This window comes from Streptomyces sp. H27-D2 (assembly GCF_035828615.1).
Classification (GTDB): Bacteria; Actinomycetota; Actinomycetes; order Streptomycetales; family Streptomycetaceae; genus Streptomyces.
Genome location: NZ_JAYMZR010000076.1, coordinates 18,590 through 36,349 on the forward strand (window position 1 = coordinate 18,590; position 17,760 = coordinate 36,349).

Here is a 17,760-nt window from a genome sequence, read left to right on the forward strand (position 1 = left end):
CCTCCCGGCAAGCTTCGCCCCGTCGGGGCAGACATCGCCGGTCGCGGCACCAGCGGGCTCCGTACGGGCCGGACCGACCGGCCCGTACGGAGCCACGCACATGCTCGTACACGCACTCGCACGACCAGGCTCGGGGGCACGGCGCGGCAGCCGCCGTCTCACAGGGGAGATGCAGCATGTCCGTTGAGACCGGAAGGGTCAGGTCCGACCCCGGCGCCGGGGTACCCGAGGACGGTGGCTCGCCACCGAGCGGCCGGTCCGGAAAAAGCCCCGGACGGGCCGCGACGCCCGGCGGACGCGCAAAGCGGCTGCCCGACAAGGCGCCGTACCTCCTGCTGCTGCCCGCGATCGCCGTCACCGTGGTGTTCCTCGGCTGGTCGCTGCTCCAGAACGGGCTGCTCTCGTTCCAGAACATGAACGCGCGGCAGTTGATCCTGCACCTCACCGAGTGGAACGGGATCGACAACTACAAAGAGAGCCTGACCAGCCCGGAGTTCTGGAAGGTCACCGGCCGCTCGGTGGTCTTCACACTCGCCAACGTCGTGCTGATCATGCTCATCGGGACCGCCATCGGACTGCTGCTGGCCCGCCTCGGCAGCAAGATGCGGCTGCTGCTCTCGGTCAGCCTCATCCTCACCTGGGCGATGCCCGTGATCGCCGCCACCACCGTCTTCCAGTGGCTCTTCGCGGCCCGCTTCGGCGTCGTCAATTATCTGCTGGACCAGCTCGGCTGGCACTCGATGGCCGAGTACAACTGGACCGGCGACCAGTTCTCCACCTTCTTCGTCGTCACCGTCCTGATCGTCTGGCAGTCCGTCCCGTTCGTGGCGTTCAACCTCTACGCGGCGACGACCACGATCCCCAGGGAGCTCTACGAAGCGGCCGAGATGGACGGCGCCGGCAGCCGGAAGCTCTTCACGATGGTGACCTTCCCCTTCCTGAAGCCCTTCCTGCTGGCCACGACCTTCCTGGAGGTCATCTGGGTCTTCAAGTCCTTCGCGCAGCTCTTCGCGATCAACGAGGGCGGCCCCGACCGGCTCACCGAGACGCTGCCCGTCTACGCCTTCGTCGAGGGCATGGGCAACCAGCACTTCGGCATGGGAGCGGCCATCTCGGTGCTCACCATCCTGGTTCTGCTGGCCCTGATGTCGTATTACTTCCGCATCGTCATGAAGCAAGAGGAGGACGAGCTGTGAGGCGCTCGACGCTCGGCCGCATCTGGCCCAACGCGACAGCGATCGTGCTGTTCGCCTGCTTCGTCTTCCCGGTCTACTGGATGTTCAGCACGGCCTTCAAGCCGACCTCGGACATCATCACCGACGAGCCCGTCTGGTTCCCGGTCGACGCCACGCTCCAGCACTTCGACCGGGCGGTGCACGCCGAGCACTTCTGGGCGCTGGTGCGCAACTCGGTCACCGTCACCGTCGGCGCGGTGCTGCTGTCCCTGGTGATCGCGCTGTTCGCGTCCTTCGCACTGGCCCGGATGCGGTTCAAGGGCCGCAAGTCCTTCGTGCTGGCGCTCATGGTCGCGCAGATGGCGCCGTGGGAGGTCATGGTCATCGCGATCTACCTGATCGTGCGCGACGCCGACATGCTGAACAGCCTGCTGCCGCTGACCCTCTTCTACATGGTGATGGTGCTGCCCTTCACCGTCCTGACGCTGCGCGGCTTCGTCGCAGCCGTGCCCAAGGAGCTGGAGGAGTCCGCGATGGTCGACGGCTGCACCAGGACGCAGGCCTTCATCAAGGTCATCTTCCCGCTGCTGGCCCCCGGCCTGATGGCCACCTCGCTCTTCGGCTTCATCACCGCCTGGAACGAGTTCCCGCTCGTCCTCATCCTGAACAAGGACCCGGAGGCGAAGACGCTGCCGCTGTGGCTCTCCCAGTTCCAGACCCAGTTCGGGGACGACTGGGGCGCCACCATGGCCGCCGCCTCGATCTTCGCCATCCCGATCCTGATCCTGTTCCTGTTCCTGCAACGCAAGGCGGTCGGCGGTCTCACCGCCGGCGCAGTGAAGGGATAACGACCCTCATGACGACCCTCGCGCACAGCACAGACACCCTCACCCGTGACGCCCTTGCCGTACTGCAGCCAGGTTTCACCGGCACCACCGCCCCCGACTGGCTGCTGCGCCGGCTCGGCGAGGGCCTCGCCTCGGTCGGCCTGTTCGGCCGCAACATCAGCTCCCCCGAGCAGCTCGCGGCGCTCACCGCCCAACTGCGCGCCGAGCGCGACGACGTGCTCGTCGCCATCGACGAGGAGGGCGGCGACGTCACCCGCCTGGAGGTCCGCACCGGCTCCTCCTTCCCCGGCAACCACGCGCTGGGCGCGGTGGACGACCCCGAGCTGACCCGCGCCGTCGCCCGTGAACTGGGCCGCCGGCTCGCCGCCTGCGGCGTCAACCTCAACTGGGCGCCGTCCGCCGACGTCAACTCCAACCCGGGCAACCCGGTCATCGGCGTACGGTCCTTCGGCGCCGACCCGCAGCTCGTCGCCCGGCACACCGCCGCCTACGTCGAGGGCCTCCAGGCCGCCGGGGTCGCCGCCTCCACCAAGCACTTCCCCGGCCACGGCGACACCGCCGTCGACTCGCACCACGCGCTGCCGCGGATCGACGCCGACCTGGAGACGCTGTACGCCCGCGAGCTGGTGCCCTTCCGGGCCGCCATCGCGTCCGGCACCAAGGCCGTGATGAGCGCGCACATCCTGCTGCCCGCACTCGACCCGGCGCTGCCCGCGACCCTCAGCCCGGCCGCCCTGCACGGCCTGCTGCGCAAGCCGGCCGCCGAGGGCGGGCTGGGCTTCGACGGGCTGATCATCACCGACGGCATGGAGATGCGGGCCATCGCCGCGACGTACGGCATCGAACGCGGCAGCGTGATGGCGCTCGCCGCGGGCATCGACGCCATCTGCGTCGGCGGCGGACTGGCCGACGAGGACACCGTGCTGCGGCTGCGCGACGCGCTGGTACGGGCCGTGCGCGACGGCGAGCTGTCACCGGAGCGGCTGGCCGACGCCGCCGCCCGCGTTCGCGCCCTCGCGGGGTGGGCGCGATCGCAGGCCGCGGGCGCGGCGGCGGCGAGCGCGCCCGACGCCGAGGTCGGCCTGCGCGCGGCCCGCCGCGCGCTGCGGGTCACCGTCCCGGCCACCGCCGCCGGCCGCGAGCCGGCCCCGTACGAACCGATGAGCGCGCCGCCGTACGTCGCCGCCTTCACCCCGGTCGCGAACATCGCCGTCGGCGACGAGACCCCCTGGGGCGTCGCCGCCGAGCTGACGCGGCTGCTCCCGGGCACCGGGACCGGCAGTTACGGCGGCGGCGCGAGCGCCGGGGACGGCCCGTCTGCCTTGACCGCAAATGTGCTCGGAGCGGCGGCGGACCGTAGGATCGTGGCAGTGGTACGCGACGTCCACCGGCATCCCTGGATGGCCGACGCACTGGAAGCCCTGCTCGCCGCCCGGCCGGACACGGTCGTGGTCGAGATGGGGGTGCCCCAGGCGCCGCCCGCCGGAGCGCTGCACATCGCGACTCATGGCGCCGCCCGTGTCTGCGGGCTGGCCGCCGCGGAGGTCATCACCGGCAAGGGGGCCGGGGGCTGACGGCCGTGGTCCGCATCCACCGTTCGCCGAGAACGACAGCACAGCCAACTGGAGGCACCCAGCATGTCCGCCACGACTCCGACCCAGCAGACCGAGCAGCCGGGCCGGATCATGTCCGGCGAGTTGGCCGAGCAGCCCGCGGTCCTGCGCCGCATCCTGGAAGTCGGCGCGCCGAAGATCCGTGAGGTCGCCGAGCAGATCGCGGCCAAGCGCCCGCGCTTCGTGCTGCTGACCGCGCGCGGCACCTCCGACAACGCCGCGCTGTACGCCAAGTACCTGCTCGAAGTGCGGCTGGGCCTGCCCTGCGGGCTGACCTCCATGTCCACCACGACGGCCTACGGCGCGAAGCCCGACCTGACCGACGTGCTGGTCATCACCGTCAGCCAGTCCGGCGGCTCCCCCGACCTGGTCGCCTCCACCAAGGCCGCCCGCGAGGCCGGCGCGATCACCCTCTCGGTCACCAACAACCCCGACTCCCCGCTGGCCGCCGTCTCCGAGTACCACATCGACATCCTGGCCGGCCCGGAGAAGGCGCTGCCCGCCACCAAGACGTACACCGCCTCGCTGCTCGCCCTCTACCTCTTCGTCGAGGGCATGGCCGGCAACGACGGCTCCGCCGCCAAAGCGCTGCCCGAGCTGGCCGAGCAGCTGCTCGCCCGGCAGCCGGAGATCAAGACGCTGGCCGGCCGCTACCGCTTCGCCGAGCGCATGGTCATCACCTCCCGCGGCTACGGCTACCCGACCGCGAAGGAAGCCGCGCTGAAGCTGATGGAGACCAGCTACATCCCGGCCCTGTCCTACTCCGGCGCCGACCTGCTGCACGGCCCGCTCGCCATGATCGACGCGATCTCCCCGGTCATCGCGATCGTCACCGACGGCAAGGGCGGCCAGGCCCTGCAGCCCGTACTGGAGCGGCTGCGCGGCCGTGGCGCGGACCTCGTGGTGATCGGCAGCCAGGCCGAGGTCGACAAGGCCTCCGCCGGCTTCGCGCTGCCCACCGAGGGCGTCGCCGAAGAGGTGCAGCCCATCCTGGAGATCCTGCCGCTCCAGATGCTCGCGTACGAGGTCACCATCGCCCGCGGCCAGGACCCCGACGCCCCGCGCGCGCTGGCCAAGGTCACCGAGACGCACTGACCTGACGGGAACACGCGTAAGGCCCCGGTCCGAGTGGACCGGGGCCTCTTCTGTACGGCGTGACGCCGTGTTCAGCTGTGTTCAAGGTTCAGCCGCGCTCAAGGCGAACACCCGCGGGCCGCGGCACCGGGACAGGACCCTCAGCCTGTCCGGCGCCGCAGCCCGGAGTCGCCGTCGACCGGTTCGCGTCGCGCGGTATGCGGTGCCGCGCGACCGGGGCCGGCCGATCGAGAGGCCGCCGCGCAGTCAGGGCAGAGAGCGCCGCGAGCCTCGTTCCACTCTCCTGTGCGGGGAGAGCGGAAGCTTTACTTGTTCATGGGGTAGTCGGACCATTGTGGACTAGACCATTCATCCCTGTCTATGCGTGGACGGCAGAATCTGCGGCTCCGCCCCGCGCGGGTAGGCTCACAGCGTGCCCTCCATGAACGACCTCGTACGCCAGCACACCGCGCTCGGCGATTCCGACCTTGAATGGCTGCATCTGCTGGTCTCGGAGTGGCAACTGCTCTCCGATCTGTCCTTCGCCGACCTGGTGCTGTGGGTCCCCACCCTCGACGGCACCCGCTATGTGTCGGTGGCCCAGATGCGCCCCAACACCGGCCCCACGTCCTATCAGGACGACATGGTCGGCCACCTGGTGCCGCGTGGCCGCCGGCCGATGCTCGACGCCGCCCTCGACGAGGGACGGATCGTGCGCGAGGGCGACCCCGAGTGGCGCGAGGAGGTGCCGGTCAGGGTCGAGTCCATCCCGGTGCGCCGCGAGGGCCGGGTGCTCGGGGTCATCGCCCGCAACACCAATCTGCTGACCGTGCGGACGCCGAGCCGGCTGGAGCTCACGTATCTGCAGAGCGCCAGCGACCTCGCCCAGATGATCGCCGCCGGATCGTTCCCGTTCCCCGGCCAGCAGGTCGACATGGACGCCTCGCCGCGCGCGGGCGACGGCCTGATCCGGCTCGACGCCGAGGGCGTCGTCCAGTACGCGAGCCCCAACGCGCTCTCCGCCTACCACCGGCTCGGCCTCGCCGCCGACCTCGTCGGCCACCACCTCGGCGAGGTCACCGCCGAACTCGCCCCGTCCCGGGGAGCGGTGGACGAAGCGCTGGTCAAACTCGCCAGCGGCTGGGCGCCGCGCGAGACCGAGATCGAGGGCACGGACGGCGTCATCCAGCTCCGCGCGATCCCGCTCAAACCGAAAGGCATCCGTATCGGCTCACTCGTCCTGTGCCGCGACGTCACCGAACTCCGCCGTCGCGAGCGCGAACTGATCACCAAGGACGCCACCATCCGGGAGATCCATCACCGGGTGAAGAACAACTTGCAGACCGTAGCCGCCCTTTTGCGCCTGCAAGCCCGGCGGATGGACTCCGACCGGGGCCGCGAGGCGCTCGAAGAGGCGGTGCGCCGGGTCGGCTCGATCGCCATCGTGCACGAGACGCTCTCCCAGAACCTCGACGAGCGGGTCGACTTCGACGAGATCGCCGACCGGGTGCTCACCATGGTCGCCGAGATCTCCCCGGGCCGGGTCGCCGGCCGCCGCACCGGCCGGTTCGGCGTTCTCGACGCCGAGGTGGCCACGCCGTTGGCCATGGTGCTCACCGAAGTGCTGCAGAACGCGCTGGAACACGGATTCGGGCCGGGCGACACCGGCGCCGTCGAGGTCCGGCCGGTACGCGGCGGCACTCCGACCGAGGGCCGGTTGACGGTCACCGTGCAGGACGACGGACGCGGACTGCCCGAGGGCTTCGACGCGCAGCGCTCGGGGAATCTGGGCCTGCAGATCGTACGGACCCTGGTGGAGGGGGAGTTGGGCGGCACCTTCGACATGCTGCCCGCGCCGGAGCGCGGCACCCAGGTCGTCCTCGACATGCCGCTGGGCGCGGAGAAGCACTGACCGGCTGATCCCCGCGGACAGCGCCGGCGCGGAAAAGCACTGAACCCCGACCGTATGGATACGGCCGGGGCTCACAGCTTGTTGCGCATCGGGGGTACTGCGCGCTGCGGTTCAAGGGCGGGAGGTGCGTACACGTCGTACGCGCCGCCCGAAGCACTTCGGGGGTGTCAGGCGCTTGCGTTACGCGCCCGGTTGCGGGCGGCGCGGCGCTTCATCGCGCGGCGCTCGTCCTCGCTGAGGCCACCCCAGACACCGGAGTCCTGACCGGACTCCAACGCCCACTGCAAACACTGCTCCATGACGGGGCAGCGGCGGCAGACGGCCTTTGCTTCCTCGATTTGCAGCAGCGCGGGACCGGTGTTGCCGATGGGGAAGAAGAGTTCCGGGTCTTCTTCGCGGCAAACGGCGTTGTGACGCCAGTCCATGGCTGCTCCATCTCCTCGTATGACGGGAAGGTTGCTTGTGAATGTGAACGCTTTCACGAATCCCCCCACAGGGGAAGGGCCGACAGCCAGAGATGCCTGGTGTGGTCCAGTGGTTTCAAGGGAGGGGGTTCGGGCTCTCAAGGGGGCCATTTGCAGGCCGTCCCGATCGCCATGTAGAGACTCGCAAACCTCGGCGGGGGATACAACCCCTTCCGGAAAGTTTTTTTTGATTCCTTGGTGTCGCCTGTGTCACAGCCGTACTTCCAAGGGGTGGATGCCAGCCTAAACGTTCGAGTGAAAGGACTTTTGGCCCTTCCACTCACACAATCACACGCAGTGCACGGCGTACGCCTGTGAACGTCACGCTGGATCGCAGTCCAAGGTGGTCGCCGTCCATCTGAAAGGGCAGCGGAACCTGGGAATGCAAGGTGAAGTCGGTGAGATCGTGCAGTGACGGAGCGTGTTTGCCGTGCGGCCCGCGTTCCGGTGACGAAGTGAGCAATTGCGTCGCGTAGCGGGCGACCGCCGCGGTGGAGAGCCGGGACAGGCCGAGCACGTCCAGGGCGGTGTCGAAGGACGCCTTCGGAGACGCGTATATCGGGCGATTGCCCAGGTAGGTCCAGGGGGAGGTGTTGCAGACTATGGAGAGCACGAGGTCGCGCACCGGGTCCTCGCCGGGCCGGTCCAGGGTGATCGTTCCGTGCCGGCGATTGGCCTCGCCGAGGAACTGCCGCAGCACCTGCCGGACGTACAAAGCATGGGTGGAGCGTTTCCCCCGCTCCCGCTGTTGTTCGACCCGGCCGACCACTCCCGCGTCGAATCCGTAGCCCGCGCAAAAAGTGAACCAACGGGCCGGAACCGCCTCGTCCACCGTGCCCGGAGTGCCGGCCGCCAGTCCCAGACCGACCGTTCGTTCGCTTTCGTCGCGCAAAGCGTCCAGTAGCGCGCCGGTCGCCTCGACCGCGTCATTGGGCAGTCCGAGCGCACGCGCGAATACATTCGTCGAGCCGCCGGGAACGACCGCCAGCCGGGGGAGCGCGTCGGGCGCGGGGCCGTGGTGCAGCAGGCCGTTGACGACCTCGTTGACCGTCCCGTCGCCGCCGAGCGCGACGACCAGCTCGATCTCACCGCCCTCGGCGGCCCGGCGCGCCAGGTCGCGGGCGTGCCCCCGGTACTCGGTCGTCGCGACTTCCAGTTTCAGGTCGCTCGCGAGCGCGTGCGTCAAGACGTCACGTGTGCGGGCACTGGTGGTGGTTGCCGCCGGATTGACCACAAGGAGTGCACGCATGAGCAGCAGACTACCTACCTGCCGGTACGGAGCCCACCCCCCACTCCTTCGCCGTGCTCGGTCGCCCGCCGGAGTGCGGCCCCCGCGGGCTACCCTGCTGGGGTGAGCAGCAAGCAGACCTCGCCCCCCGAACCCTCCGAAACCCCCGGAAATACAGCCCAGGGCTCCGAGCCCCCTGGCCCCCGGCCCGCCCGGCTGACCGCCGCGGCGGCGCTGGCCGCGCTGGAAGGCGTGGTGCTGGCCGCCTTCGGGGCGTACATGCTCGCCATGGGGCTGGTCGGCGACCCCGACAGTCCGCGGATGGCGGAGACGGGCGGCCTGACGCTCCTCGCGCTGGCCGTACTGCCGCTGGTCGCCGCGCGCGGGCTGCGGCTGCGGCGGAGCTGGAGCCGGGGCCCCGCGATCATCACGCAGATCATGGCGCTGCCGGTGGCGTGGACGCTGGTGCAGAGCGGCGGGGCGCTGATCGCCTGCGGCGTGGCCCTCGGCGTAGCGGCCCTCGGCGTGCTGGCGCTGCTGGTGAACCCGACCGCCACCGAGGCGCTGGGCATCGGCCCGGAGGGCCGGGCTTAGCCGGTCCGGACCAGAAACGCGCACAACGCGTACGAGATATGGGGCGGGCCCTGGAAAGCGGCCCGCCCCATATCTCGTACGCGTCCTGCTGTCGCCGCCCCGCGCCGGCCCTGCCGCTACTCCTCGACCAGCAGCTTCGCGCGCAGCTGAGCCAGCGTGCGGGCCAGCAGCCGGGAGACGTGCATCTGGGAGATGCCGACCTCCTGCGCGATCTGCGACTGCGTCATGTTGCCGAAGAAACGCAGCAGCAGGATTTTCTTCTCGCGCGGCGGCAGATCCTCCAGCAGCGGCTTGAGCGACTCGCGGTATTCGACGCCCTCCAGCGCCTCGTCCTCCGAGCCGAGGGTGTCCGAGACGGCCGGCGACTCGTCGTCGGTGTCCGGGACGTCCAGCGAGAGAGTGCTGTAGGCGTTGGCGGACTCCAGGCCCTCCAACACCTCCTCCTCGGAGATGCCCAGCCGTTCGGCCAGCTCATGAACGGTGGGCGAGCGGCCGTGCTGCTGGGAGAGCTCGGCGGTCGCCGTGGTCAGCGAAAGCCGCAGCTCCTGGAGTCTGCGCGGTACCCGCACCGCCCAGCCCTTGTCGCGGAAGTGCCGCTTGATCTCGCCGACCACCGTCGGCGTCGCGTAGGTGGAGAACTCCACCCCCCGCTCCGGGTCGAACCGGTCCACCGACTTGATCAGCCCGATGGTGGCGACCTGGGTCAGGTCGTCCAGCGGCTCCCCGCGATTGCGGAACCGCCGCGCCAGATGCTCCACGAGCGGCAGATGCATCCGCACGAGGTGGTTACGCATCTCCGCGCGCTCGTCCGAGCCCTCGGGGAGCTTGCGGAGCTCGACGAACATCGCCCGCGCACCGCTTCGGTCTCGCGGGTCGTGCTGGTGTTGCCGCTGCTGATCCATAGGGTCCGCCCGCTCCGCCTGCTCCGCTGCCGCGTCCAATCGGCCGTCTTGGTCCAATCCGTTCACCGGGTGCTCCCGGGCTTGCTGCTCCGGGACGGCCACCGCAGGGACCGCCGGTGCGCTGCGCTCCGGATTGTTCGGAGTGTCGGGGGCCCGCGGCGTCGGCCGCTCATGGCCCGGCCCCCGGGATGATGCAGTACTCACGGAGCCCCCTCTTCCGTCACGACTGTCCGGGGCCGGCGCCGCGCTTTTTGTGCAGGCTGATGCTGACCGTGCGATCCTCCGCGACGGTCGCTTCGACTTCGCCGGCCAGCGCGGAGAGCACTGTCCAGGCGAAGGTGTCGCGTTCCGGTGCGCGGCCGTCGGTGGTCGGTGCCGAGACGGTCACTCGCAATGAGTCTCCGACCAGCTTGAAGACGCAGCTGAGAACACTGCCAGGCACCGCCTGTTCCAGCAGGATCGCGCACGCCTCATCGACGGCGATACGCAGATCCTCGATTTCATCGAGGGTGAAGTCCAAGCGGGCTGCGAGGCCGGCAGTGGCCGTTCGCAGCACCGACAGGTAGGCACCCGCAGCGGGCAGCCGGACTTCCACGAAGTCCTGAGTCCCGGGCTCGCCTGCGATCTGGGACACCCTCACCTCCAAGGTGGCACAAGCTGGTTGAGCTGATACGGGCGCCGGTCGGACGCCCCTCGTACAGAGAGAGGGACGATCCGACACGGCACATGGTTCGGCTGTGACGCTATCGCGATCCGCGAGCCGGTGTCGCCCGGACGGAGCATGGTCGCGAGTGTCACTCATGGTAAGCCTACGGGTACGGACAGTGGCTAGGGGTGTGCAGGCCCAATTCGGAAGCCGTCACGCCGGGTTGACGCCGCCAGCGGGGCCGACCGCCGCGGCGAGCTCGCGCAGCGGTCCGCCTGCCAGCCGGAAGACCGTCCAGCCGTCCATCGGCTCGGCGCCCAGCGACTTGTAGAACCCGATCGACGGTTCGTTCCAGTCCAGCACCGCCCACTCGAAGCGCTGGTATCCGCGCTCGACGCAGATGCCGGCCAGCGCGGCCAGCAGGGCCTTGCCATGACCGCCGCCGCGCGACTCGGGGCGGACGTACAGGTCTTCGAGATAGACGCCGTGCGTGCCGGTCCAGGTGGAGAAGTTCCGGAACCACAGCGCGAAGCCGACCGGCTCAGGGCCCGCCGGGCCCTGAGCTATCAGCGCGAAAGCGGCCGGGTGCGCGCCGAAGAGCGCTTCGAGGAGCTGTTCCTCGGTGGCTCTCGCGTCCTCCACGGCGCGTTCGTACTCCGCGAGTTCGCGGATCATCGCGCGGATCGCGGGGACGTCGGCGGGAGTGGCGGCTCGGATCATGGCCCCAGATTAGCGCCAGCCACCGACAACGGGAGGCGACCGGCAGAACCGGGCGGATGCTCAGACGATCCCCGGCATATCAAGCGGCCCCGGACAGCCTCGACGGCCCCGGAAGCTCTCACACGATCGAGAGATCCACGAAGCACCACCGCCAGCTCTCACCCGGCTCGTACGAGCGCATCACCGCGTGCCCGCTCTCCTCGAAGTGGCCGGTCGCGTGCCGGTACGGCGAGGAATCGCAGCAGCAGACCTTCCCGCACACCAGGCACAGCCGCAGTTGTACCGGATGGCTGCCGACCGCCAGGCACTCCAGGCAGGTGTCGCTCAGGGCGGCCGGCTCGGGGCGCGGCAGTTCTGGAACGTGCGGGCACTCGCTCATGATGGCCAGGTTAGATCGCCTGAGCGGTCCGCGCCGGGTAGGAGCGGCGGTACCGCACGCCAAGCAGCCAGAGCCGATACCGCGGACGACACCGCCGAGCGCCTCAGCGCGAAGACGGCGACGCCGACGGATGGAGACGGGCCGGAGCCGATGGACGTACTGCCACTGCTGATGCTCCTCGCGGGCAGCGCGGCGATCGCGGGCCTGGCCCGCCGTACGCCGGTGCCCGCACCGCTGCTGCTGGTCGGGGCCGGGCTCGGCGCCGCCTATCTGCCGGGCGTGCCGGACTACGCGCTGGACCCGCACATCGTGCTGCCGTTGCTGCTGCCGCCCCTGCTGCACACGGCCGCGCTCGACAGCTCGTACCTCGACCTGCGGGCCAATCTGCGGCCCATCGCGCTGCTCTCGGTCGGATATGTGCTCTTCGCGACGCTCGCGGTCGGCTTCTTCGCCTACGCGGTGGTGCCGGACCTGCCGCTGACCGCCGCGCTGGTGCTGGGCGCGGTGATCGCCCCGCCGGACGCCGTCGCCGCGACCGCCATCGCCAGGAAACTCGGGCTGCCCTCCCGTATCACCACGATTCTGCAGGGCGAGTCCCTGGTCAACGACGCGACCGCGATCACCGCCTTCAAGGTCGCGCTGGCCGCGGCGGTGGGGGAGGGGGCGACCTGGTCGGCCGGCCTTGAGGAGTTCACCCTCGCGGCGGCGGGCGGCGTCGGGGTGGGACTGGTGCTGATGGTGCCGCTGCACTGGCTGCGCACCCGGCTGCGCGAGCCGCTGCTGCAGAACACGACCTCGCTGCTCATCCCGTTCATCGCCTACGCGGCGGCCGAGCAGGTCGGGGCCTCGGGGGTGCTCGCGGTCGTGGTCGTCGCGCTGCACATCGGGCACCAGTCGTGGCAGGTCGACTTCGCCACCAGACTCCAGGAAGCGGCGGTCTGGAAGATGGTCTCCTTCCTGCTGGAGTCGACCGTCTTCGCCCTGATCGGGCTGCAACTGCCTGTCGTGCTGCGCGGCCTCGGCGCGTACGGCGTCGCGGAGGCGCTCTGGTACGCCGTCGCGGTGTTCCTGGCGGTCGTGGTCGCGCGCTTCGTCTGGGTCTTCCCCGCGACGTTCCTCCCCCGCGTCCTCTCGGCGCGGGTGCGCAGCCGCGAACCGGACACGAACTGGACCGCGCCGGTGGTCGTCGGCTGGGCCGGGATGCGCGGGGTGGTCTCGCTCGCGATCGCCTTCTCCATCCCGCCGGCGGTGCACGGCGGCGGCCCCTTCCCGGCCCGCAACCTGGTGCTCTTCCTGACCTTCACGACCGTGATCGGCACGCTGGTGGTCCAGGGCCTCACGCTGCCGCCGCTGATCCGGCTGCTGAAGCTGCCCGGCCGTGACGTCAAGGCCGAGACCCTCGCCGAGGCGCAGGCCCAGAGCGAGGCGTCACAGGCCGCCGAACGCCGCCTCGAAGAATTGCTCACCGAGGAGCGCAACGCCCTCCCACAGCCCCTCACCGACCGGCTGCGGACCGTGCTGGAGCGGCGGCGCAACGCGGTGTGGGAGCGGCTGGGCACGGTCAACGCGGAGACCGGCGAGTCCGCCGACAGCACGTACCGGAGGCTGTCGCGCGAAATGATCGGCGCCGAGCGGCAGGTCTTCGTGGAACTCCGGGACGCCCGGCGGATCGACGACGAGATGCTGCGCACGCTGCTGCGCAAGCTGGACCTGGAGGAGGCCGCGGCGTACGAGGAGGGAGCGGCGGACGGGACGGGGTGAGCGAGGGGAGGGCGGCCGAGCAGGACCGGCCCCGCCCCCGTCACCAACGTCCCGCCCCCGTCACCCGTACCCCACCCCGCCCGTCACCACAGCCGCGAGCGTCGTACCCGAGCCGAACGCGCCCTCCTCGGCGAGGGTCGTCAGCCCGAGCAGCGCCTTGGCCACGTAGAGCCGCTCCAGCGGCAGCCCGTGCCGCTCGGTGAAGTCGTCGGCGAAGGTGTCGAGGGCCGGGCCGCGCTTGGCGTAGCCGCCGCAGTGGAAGCGGTCGTCGAGGCTCCAGCGGCCGGTCCGGCCGCCGAACGCCTCGGTCTGGAGCCGGCTGACCTCCCGGTCGAGGAAGCCGCCCTTGAGCACGGGGAAGCCGATCGCCCGCTGGTCCGGCGCGAGCCCCGCCGCGAGTCCGGCCAGCGTGCCGCCCGTGCCGCAGGCGAGGGCGACGACGTCGGCCCGCCCGCGCAGCTCCTCGCCGAGCGCGGCGCAGCCCCGCGCGGCGAGGGCGTTGCTGCCGCCCTCCGGGACGACGTAGCAGTCGCCGAAGCGGGCCCGCAGCCCGTCGAGGAGTGCGCCGAGCACCTCGGGGTCGGCCTTGCGGCGGTAGGTGCCGCGGTCGAGGAAGGTGAGCCGCATGCCGTCGGCGGCGGCCCGCGCGAGGGAGGGGTTGAGGGGGCGCCCGGCCAGCTCGTCGCCGCGGACGACGCCGACCGTGGCGAAGCCGAGCAGCCGGCCGGCCGCGGCGGTGGCGCGCAGGTGGTTGGAGTAGGCGCCGCCGAACGTCAGCAGTGTGCTGTGGCCGGCTTCGGCCGCGGCTCGAAGGTTGGGCACGAGCTTGCGCCATTTGTTGCCGGAGAGCGCGGGGTGGATCAGGTCGTCCCGTTTGAGCACCAGCCGGAGGCCGCGGCGGGCGAACCGCCCGTCCTCGATCTCCTGGAGCGGGGACGGGAGCCGCGGGCGCAGCGCTTCTGGGTCCGTGTCCGGCGTGGTGCTCACTCGCCCCTTGTCGCCGGATCCGGCTGGGACCGGAGGGGCGGGCGGGGCGGGTGGGGGGTGGGTAGGCAGCGGAGGCGGAGGGAGGAAGGGAGGACGTGTCGGGCCGGGTGCTACTTCAGCCGGTCGTGGATGCGGGCACGCATCGCGTCCATCGTGAAGCCGCGCGGATCGACCTTGCCCGGCTGCCATTCGAGGTGGCCGATGACCGAGCGCTCGGTCCAGCCGTGATGGCGGCAGACAGCGGCGGCGGCCTGCTCGATCGCCAGCAGTTGGGCGTCCGGCCAGGGGTCCTCGCCGTCGCCGAGGTTCTCGCACTCGAAGCCGTAGAAGTGCCGGTTGCCGTCGGTGTTGGCCTCGTTGTCCGGCGGGAGCAGCTTCTCGGCGATCACGGCTCGCAGCACGTCGTCATCGCCGCTCCCGGCGTGGTTGGAGCGGCCGTAGCCGACCAGATGGACCGTGCCGTCCTTGGCGATCATGCCGTGACAGAGCGGTCCTGGCAGCCCGGCGTAGCCGTCCCGGACGATCTCCACGGTCCTGTCGGTGCCCGAGGTCACGGTGTGGTGGATCATCACGCCGTGCACCGGGCCCCACGGCCCCTTGTGATTGCGGTTGTGCGTGCGCCAGTCGCCGACTTGGGTGATGGTCAGGCCCTCGGCCCGGAGCGCCGAGAGGAAGTCGCCTGCGGACATGGGTGGGGACATGGCCGGCTCCGTTTCGGGTCGCGGCGACCGTCTGCGGGCCGCCTCGTATGCCCGCTTTTACCGGAGCGAACGCGCGCCGCGCCAGCCTCCGGACCAGCATTCGTACGGCGTGCGAGCCCTTTCGGCCGCCCGGAGCCTCACCCGTCGTTTCGCGTCACACGCCGCGCAGGAAACCGTCCCCGTGAACGCTGATGTGGCTCTCCAGGGCCGTCAGCGCGCTCTGCACGGCCTGGGGCGAGCCGCTGCCGCGCTGCTGGGCGTAATAGGCGCCGCCCAGCTTCTTGAGCAGCTCCGCGCCGGCCCGCTGCTGCTGTACGTCGTCGACCTTCGCCTTGCCCTGAGCCAGGCCGCGCTGGGCCTGCTCCTTGGCGCGGTCCATGAACCCTGCCATCGCTGGTCTCCTGTCGATCGGTACGGCGGTAGGCGGTACAGCCGTACGTCGGTACGTAGCTGCGCGCCGCCCTCGCCCGGTGACCTCACCGGGCGCAGCGGCCACACACCAGGTCAACGGGCCGGCAGCCGGTCGGGTTCCCTAGGGTGGGGCCCGTGACGGTGGACTACCAGGCGGTTCTCGAAGAAGTGGCGGCGCAGGTGCGCCCGCAGATCGGCTGCGGGCAGGTCGCGCAGTACATCCCGGCGCTCGCCTCGGTCGCCCCCGAACAGTTCGGCATGGCGGTGGTCGACGTGGAGGGCGGCGTCCACGGCGTGGGGGACTGGGAGGTGCCGTTCTCGGTGCAGAGCATCTCCAAGACCTTCACCCTCGCGCTGGTGCTCGCCCGCGACGGCGAGAAGATCTGGCAGCGCGTGGGCCGCGAGCCGTCCGGCAACCCGTTCAACTCGCTGGTGCAGCTGGAGTACGAGCACGGCATCCCGCGCAACCCGTTCATCAACGCGGGCGCGCTGGTGATCACCGACCGGTTGCAGTCGCTGACCGGCGACGCGAGCAGCACCCTGCTGGAATTCCTGCGCACCGAGAGCGGCAATCCCGACCTGGGCTTCAACCCCGCCGTGGCCGCCTCCGAGACCGACAACGGCGACCGCAACGCGGCCCTCGCCCACTTCATGGCCGCCTACGACAACCTCGAAAACCTCGTCCCGTCCGTCCTGGAGCACTACTTCTGGCAGTGCTCGGTCGAGATGAGCTGCCGGGACCTCGCGCTCGCGGGCCGCTTCCTGGCCCGGCACGGGCTGCGCGCCGACGGCTCCCGGCTGCTGGCCCGCAGCGAGGCCAAGCAGGTCAACGCGGTCATGCTGACCTGCGGTACGTACGACGCGGCCGGCGACTTCGCGTACCGGGTGGGCCTGCCGGGCAAGAGCGGTGTCGGCGGCGGCATCATCGCGGTCATCCCCGGCCGCTGCACGCTGTGCGTATGGAGCCCGGGACTGGACGAGCGCGGGAACTCGGTGGCGGGCGTCGCGGCGCTGGACCGCTTCACGACGCTGACCGGCCTGTCCGTCTTCTGACCACGCTCTGGCGGCCCGCTCTTTCGACCACGTGCTTCCGGCCATGTGCTTCCGACCAGGCGCTTCCGGCCACGGCAGGGCCCGCGGAACGGGCCCGTCCCCGGTGGCGTGCGCCAGGGGGCGGGGGCATCGTGAGGACAGGAGGTGGAGCGATGCTTCACGAGATGCGCGCGCAGTACGAGGAGGGCGTCCCGCCGGGCGATCCGGACGCCCCGGTCATCATGTGGCACATGGTCCGCGAGACCGGTACGACGGCGATGTGCGGGCGTGAACTGGACGCGAAGGCCGCCACGCGGTCCGCCGACGCGTGGGGCGCGCAGACGACGAACTTCTGCCACACCTGCGGTGCGATGTACCTGCATGAGGTGCCCTGACGGGCGGAGCGGTCGTGTCGGCGGTGGGGGCCGCGGGGGCCGTGCGGAGTCGTCCGGGCCGGTGCCATGCTGGACGTATGTACCGGGAGAGGCCGTCGTCGATGCCGGCCGGCGCGGTCGTGTGGACCCGTACGGCGGGCGACGGCTCGGGCGGGCCGCTGCGCGTGCTGCCCGACGGCTGCACCGACCTGATCTGGGCCGGGGGACAGCTGCTGGTCGCCGGTCCCGACACCCGCGCGCACCTGACCCACGACTCGCCCGGCTCCTCCTACGCGGCCCTGCGCTTCGCGCCCGGCACCGGCCCCGCGGTCCTCGGTGTCCCGGCGCACGAGCTGCGTGATCTGCGGGTGCCGCTGAGCGACCTCTGGCCGAGCGAGGCGGTCCGCCGGCTCGCCGAGCGGGTCGCCGACGCGGACGACCGGGGCCGCGCGCTGGAGGGCCTCGTCGCGGACCGTATGCGCGACGAGGCTCCGCCCGACCCCAAGCTGTCCGCGATCGTCGCGGGGCTGGACCGGGGACGGCCGGTCTCGGCCGTCGCCAGGGCGGTCGGGCTCGGCGAACGCGGGCTGCACCGGCGCTGCCTGACCGCCTTCGGCTACGGGCCGAAGACCCTGGCCCGCGTGCTGCGGCTGAACCGAGCCCTCGACCTGGCCCGCGCGCATACCGCCTTCGCCGAGGTCGCGACGGTCGCCGGCTACGCCGACCAGGCCCATCTCGCACGCGAGGTCAAGGCGCTGGCCGGAGTGCCGCTGGGCGTGCTGGTCAGCCCGCGCTAGACGCCCCACCGGAGCCCGCGGGGTCGGCGGGCAGCGCCGCGAACAGGTCCACGGTGTTGCCGTCCGGGTCCTGGACGGACGCGTAGCGCTGCCCCCAGAAGGCGTCCCAGGGCTGCTTGTGCCCGGTGTACCCGGCCGCGAC

At 71.1% G+C, this 17,760-nt stretch carries 20 protein-coding genes; 10 read left to right on the forward strand and 10 right to left on the reverse strand.

The window, feature by feature from the left end; all coding sequences use genetic code 11:
• Window positions 1-176 precede the first annotated feature (176 nt).
• The 5 genes from QMK28_RS25190 (at window position 177) to QMK28_RS25210 (ending at window position 6,622) form a co-directional block, all read left to right on the forward strand.
• Window positions 177-1,196, forward strand: coding sequence for a carbohydrate ABC transporter permease (locus tag QMK28_RS25190; protein WP_326441860.1), 1,020 nt, complete (start codon window positions 177-179; stop codon window positions 1,194-1,196).
• Window positions 1,193-2,023 (forward strand): carbohydrate ABC transporter permease, encoded by an 831-nt coding sequence (locus QMK28_RS25195; protein WP_326441862.1) that lies wholly within the window; start codon window positions 1,193-1,195, stop codon window positions 2,021-2,023. Before QMK28_RS25190 ends, QMK28_RS25195 begins: the two co-directional genes overlap by 4 nt.
• A gap of 8 nt (window positions 2,024-2,031) precedes the next feature.
• Complete coding sequence (locus QMK28_RS25200; protein WP_326441864.1) at window positions 2,032-3,597, forward strand: glycoside hydrolase family 3 protein; 1,566 nt, start codon at window positions 2,032-2,034, stop codon at window positions 3,595-3,597.
• Window positions 3,598-3,660: 63 nt separating this feature from the next.
• Window positions 3,661-4,731 carry an SIS domain-containing protein gene (locus tag QMK28_RS25205; protein ID WP_326441866.1) on the forward strand — a complete coding sequence of 357 codons (1,071 nt, stop codon included), beginning with the start codon at window positions 3,661-3,663 and terminating at the stop codon, window positions 4,729-4,731.
• A gap of 421 nt (window positions 4,732-5,152) precedes the next feature.
• A complete protein-coding gene (locus QMK28_RS25210) occupies window positions 5,153-6,622 on the forward strand; it encodes a sensor histidine kinase (RefSeq protein WP_326441868.1) in 1,470 nt (489 codons plus the stop codon).
• Window positions 6,623-6,789: 167 nt separating this feature from the next.
• Here QMK28_RS25210 and QMK28_RS25215 read toward each other — a convergent pair whose 3' ends face one another.
• Both QMK28_RS25215 and QMK28_RS25220 read right to left on the reverse strand, forming a co-directional pair.
• Window positions 6,790-7,047 (reverse strand): WhiB family transcriptional regulator, encoded by a 258-nt coding sequence (locus QMK28_RS25215; protein ID WP_003953983.1) that lies wholly within the window; start codon window positions 7,045-7,047, stop codon window positions 6,790-6,792.
• Between the two features lie 319 nt (window positions 7,048-7,366).
• Window positions 7,367-8,335, reverse strand: coding sequence for a diacylglycerol/lipid kinase family protein (locus QMK28_RS25220; RefSeq protein WP_326441871.1), 969 nt, complete (start codon window positions 8,333-8,335; stop codon window positions 7,367-7,369).
• Between the two features lie 102 nt (window positions 8,336-8,437).
• On the opposite strand from QMK28_RS25220, the gene QMK28_RS25225 reads away from it, so the two are divergent.
• Entirely contained in the window at window positions 8,438-8,908 is a 471-nt protein-coding gene (locus QMK28_RS25225) for a hypothetical protein (RefSeq protein ID WP_443050815.1), read from the forward strand.
• Between the two features lie 116 nt (window positions 8,909-9,024).
• On the opposite strand, the gene QMK28_RS25230 is transcribed toward QMK28_RS25225, so the two are convergent.
• The 4 genes from QMK28_RS25230 to QMK28_RS25245 all read right to left on the reverse strand — a co-directional run bounded on the left by QMK28_RS25230 (window position 9,025) and on the right by QMK28_RS25245 (window position 11,555).
• Entirely contained in the window at window positions 9,025-9,912 is an 888-nt protein-coding gene (locus tag QMK28_RS25230) for an RNA polymerase sigma factor SigF (RefSeq protein ID WP_326441887.1), read from the reverse strand.
• Between the two features lie 118 nt (window positions 9,913-10,030).
• Window positions 10,031-10,444 carry an anti-sigma regulatory factor gene (locus tag QMK28_RS25235; protein ID WP_326441872.1) on the reverse strand — a complete coding sequence of 138 codons (414 nt, stop codon included), beginning with the start codon at window positions 10,442-10,444 and terminating at the stop codon, window positions 10,031-10,033.
• A gap of 225 nt (window positions 10,445-10,669) precedes the next feature.
• The gene (locus tag QMK28_RS25240) at window positions 10,670-11,176 is read right to left on the reverse strand and encodes a GNAT family N-acetyltransferase (RefSeq protein WP_326441874.1); all 507 of its coding nucleotides are present in this window, start codon (window positions 11,174-11,176) and stop codon (window positions 10,670-10,672) included.
• A 118-nt stretch (window positions 11,177-11,294) separates the two neighbouring features.
• Window positions 11,295-11,555: a UBP-type zinc finger domain-containing protein gene (locus QMK28_RS25245; RefSeq protein WP_326441875.1), complete on the reverse strand. Its 261-nt coding sequence runs from the start codon at window positions 11,553-11,555 to the stop codon at window positions 11,295-11,297.
• A 150-nt stretch (window positions 11,556-11,705) separates the two neighbouring features.
• Between QMK28_RS25245 and QMK28_RS25250 the strand changes: the two genes are divergently transcribed.
• A complete protein-coding gene (locus QMK28_RS25250) occupies window positions 11,706-13,316 on the forward strand; it encodes a Na+/H+ antiporter (RefSeq protein WP_326441876.1) in 1,611 nt (536 codons plus the stop codon).
• 60 nt (window positions 13,317-13,376) lie between these two features.
• On the opposite strand, the gene QMK28_RS25255 is transcribed toward QMK28_RS25250, so the two are convergent.
• The 3 genes from QMK28_RS25255 to QMK28_RS25265 all read right to left on the reverse strand — a co-directional run bounded on the left by QMK28_RS25255 (window position 13,377) and on the right by QMK28_RS25265 (window position 15,395).
• Window positions 13,377-14,303 (reverse strand): 1-aminocyclopropane-1-carboxylate deaminase/D-cysteine desulfhydrase, encoded by a 927-nt coding sequence (locus QMK28_RS25255; protein WP_326441877.1) that lies wholly within the window; start codon window positions 14,301-14,303, stop codon window positions 13,377-13,379.
• Window positions 14,304-14,413: 110 nt separating this feature from the next.
• Window positions 14,414-15,004, reverse strand: a complete 591-nt coding sequence (locus tag QMK28_RS25260; RefSeq protein ID WP_326441878.1) for an N-acetylmuramoyl-L-alanine amidase — start codon at window positions 15,002-15,004, stop codon at window positions 14,414-14,416.
• A 154-nt stretch (window positions 15,005-15,158) separates the two neighbouring features.
• Window positions 15,159-15,395 carry a hypothetical protein gene (locus QMK28_RS25265; RefSeq protein WP_326441879.1) on the reverse strand — a complete coding sequence of 79 codons (237 nt, stop codon included), beginning with the start codon at window positions 15,393-15,395 and terminating at the stop codon, window positions 15,159-15,161.
• 161 nt (window positions 15,396-15,556) lie between these two features.
• On the opposite strand from QMK28_RS25265, the gene QMK28_RS25270 reads away from it, so the two are divergent.
• The 3 genes from QMK28_RS25270 (at window position 15,557) to QMK28_RS25280 (ending at window position 17,618) form a co-directional block, all read left to right on the forward strand.
• The gene (locus QMK28_RS25270) at window positions 15,557-16,468 is read left to right on the forward strand and encodes a glutaminase (RefSeq protein WP_326441888.1); all 912 of its coding nucleotides are present in this window, start codon (window positions 15,557-15,559) and stop codon (window positions 16,466-16,468) included.
• 152 nt (window positions 16,469-16,620) lie between these two features.
• Window positions 16,621-16,842 (forward strand): hypothetical protein, encoded by a 222-nt coding sequence (locus tag QMK28_RS25275; protein WP_326441880.1) that lies wholly within the window; start codon window positions 16,621-16,623, stop codon window positions 16,840-16,842.
• Between the two features lie 77 nt (window positions 16,843-16,919).
• Window positions 16,920-17,618, forward strand: a complete 699-nt coding sequence (locus QMK28_RS25280) for a helix-turn-helix domain-containing protein (RefSeq protein WP_326441881.1) — start codon at window positions 16,920-16,922, stop codon at window positions 17,616-17,618.
• Here QMK28_RS25280 and QMK28_RS25285 read toward each other — a convergent pair.
• A partial coding sequence (locus tag QMK28_RS25285; RefSeq protein WP_326441889.1) for a VOC family protein occupies window positions 17,605-17,760 on the reverse strand: 156 nt, incomplete at its 5' end. The genes QMK28_RS25280 and QMK28_RS25285 overlap by 14 nt on opposite strands.

Coding starts and splice junctions, on each gene's coding strand:
- QMK28_RS25190 (WP_326441860.1), top strand. CDS start 177: ATGTCCGTTGAGACCGGAAGGGTCAGGTCCGACCCCGGCGCCGGGGTA.
- QMK28_RS25200 (WP_326441864.1), top strand. CDS start 2,032: ATGACGACCCTCGCGCACAGCACAGACACCCTCACCCGTGACGCCCTT.
- QMK28_RS25205 (WP_326441866.1), top strand. CDS start 3,661: ATGTCCGCCACGACTCCGACCCAGCAGACCGAGCAGCCGGGCCGGATC.
- QMK28_RS25210 (WP_326441868.1), top strand. CDS start 5,153: ATGAACGACCTCGTACGCCAGCACACCGCGCTCGGCGATTCCGACCTT.
- QMK28_RS25215 (WP_003953983.1), bottom strand. CDS start 7,047: ATGGACTGGCGTCACAACGCCGTTTGCCGCGAAGAAGACCCGGAACTC.
- QMK28_RS25220 (WP_326441871.1), bottom strand. CDS start 8,335: ATGCGTGCACTCCTTGTGGTCAATCCGGCGGCAACCACCACCAGTGCC.
- QMK28_RS25240 (WP_326441874.1), bottom strand. CDS start 11,176: ATGATCCGAGCCGCCACTCCCGCCGACGTCCCCGCGATCCGCGCGATG.
- QMK28_RS25245 (WP_326441875.1), bottom strand. CDS start 11,555: ATGAGCGAGTGCCCGCACGTTCCAGAACTGCCGCGCCCCGAGCCGGCC.
- QMK28_RS25250 (WP_326441876.1), top strand. CDS start 11,706: ATGGACGTACTGCCACTGCTGATGCTCCTCGCGGGCAGCGCGGCGATC.
- QMK28_RS25260 (WP_326441878.1), bottom strand. CDS start 15,004: ATGTCCCCACCCATGTCCGCAGGCGACTTCCTCTCGGCGCTCCGGGCC.
- QMK28_RS25265 (WP_326441879.1), bottom strand. CDS start 15,395: ATGGCAGGGTTCATGGACCGCGCCAAGGAGCAGGCCCAGCGCGGCCTG.
- QMK28_RS25275 (WP_326441880.1), top strand. CDS start 16,621: ATGCTTCACGAGATGCGCGCGCAGTACGAGGAGGGCGTCCCGCCGGGC.
- QMK28_RS25280 (WP_326441881.1), top strand. CDS start 16,920: ATGTACCGGGAGAGGCCGTCGTCGATGCCGGCCGGCGCGGTCGTGTGG.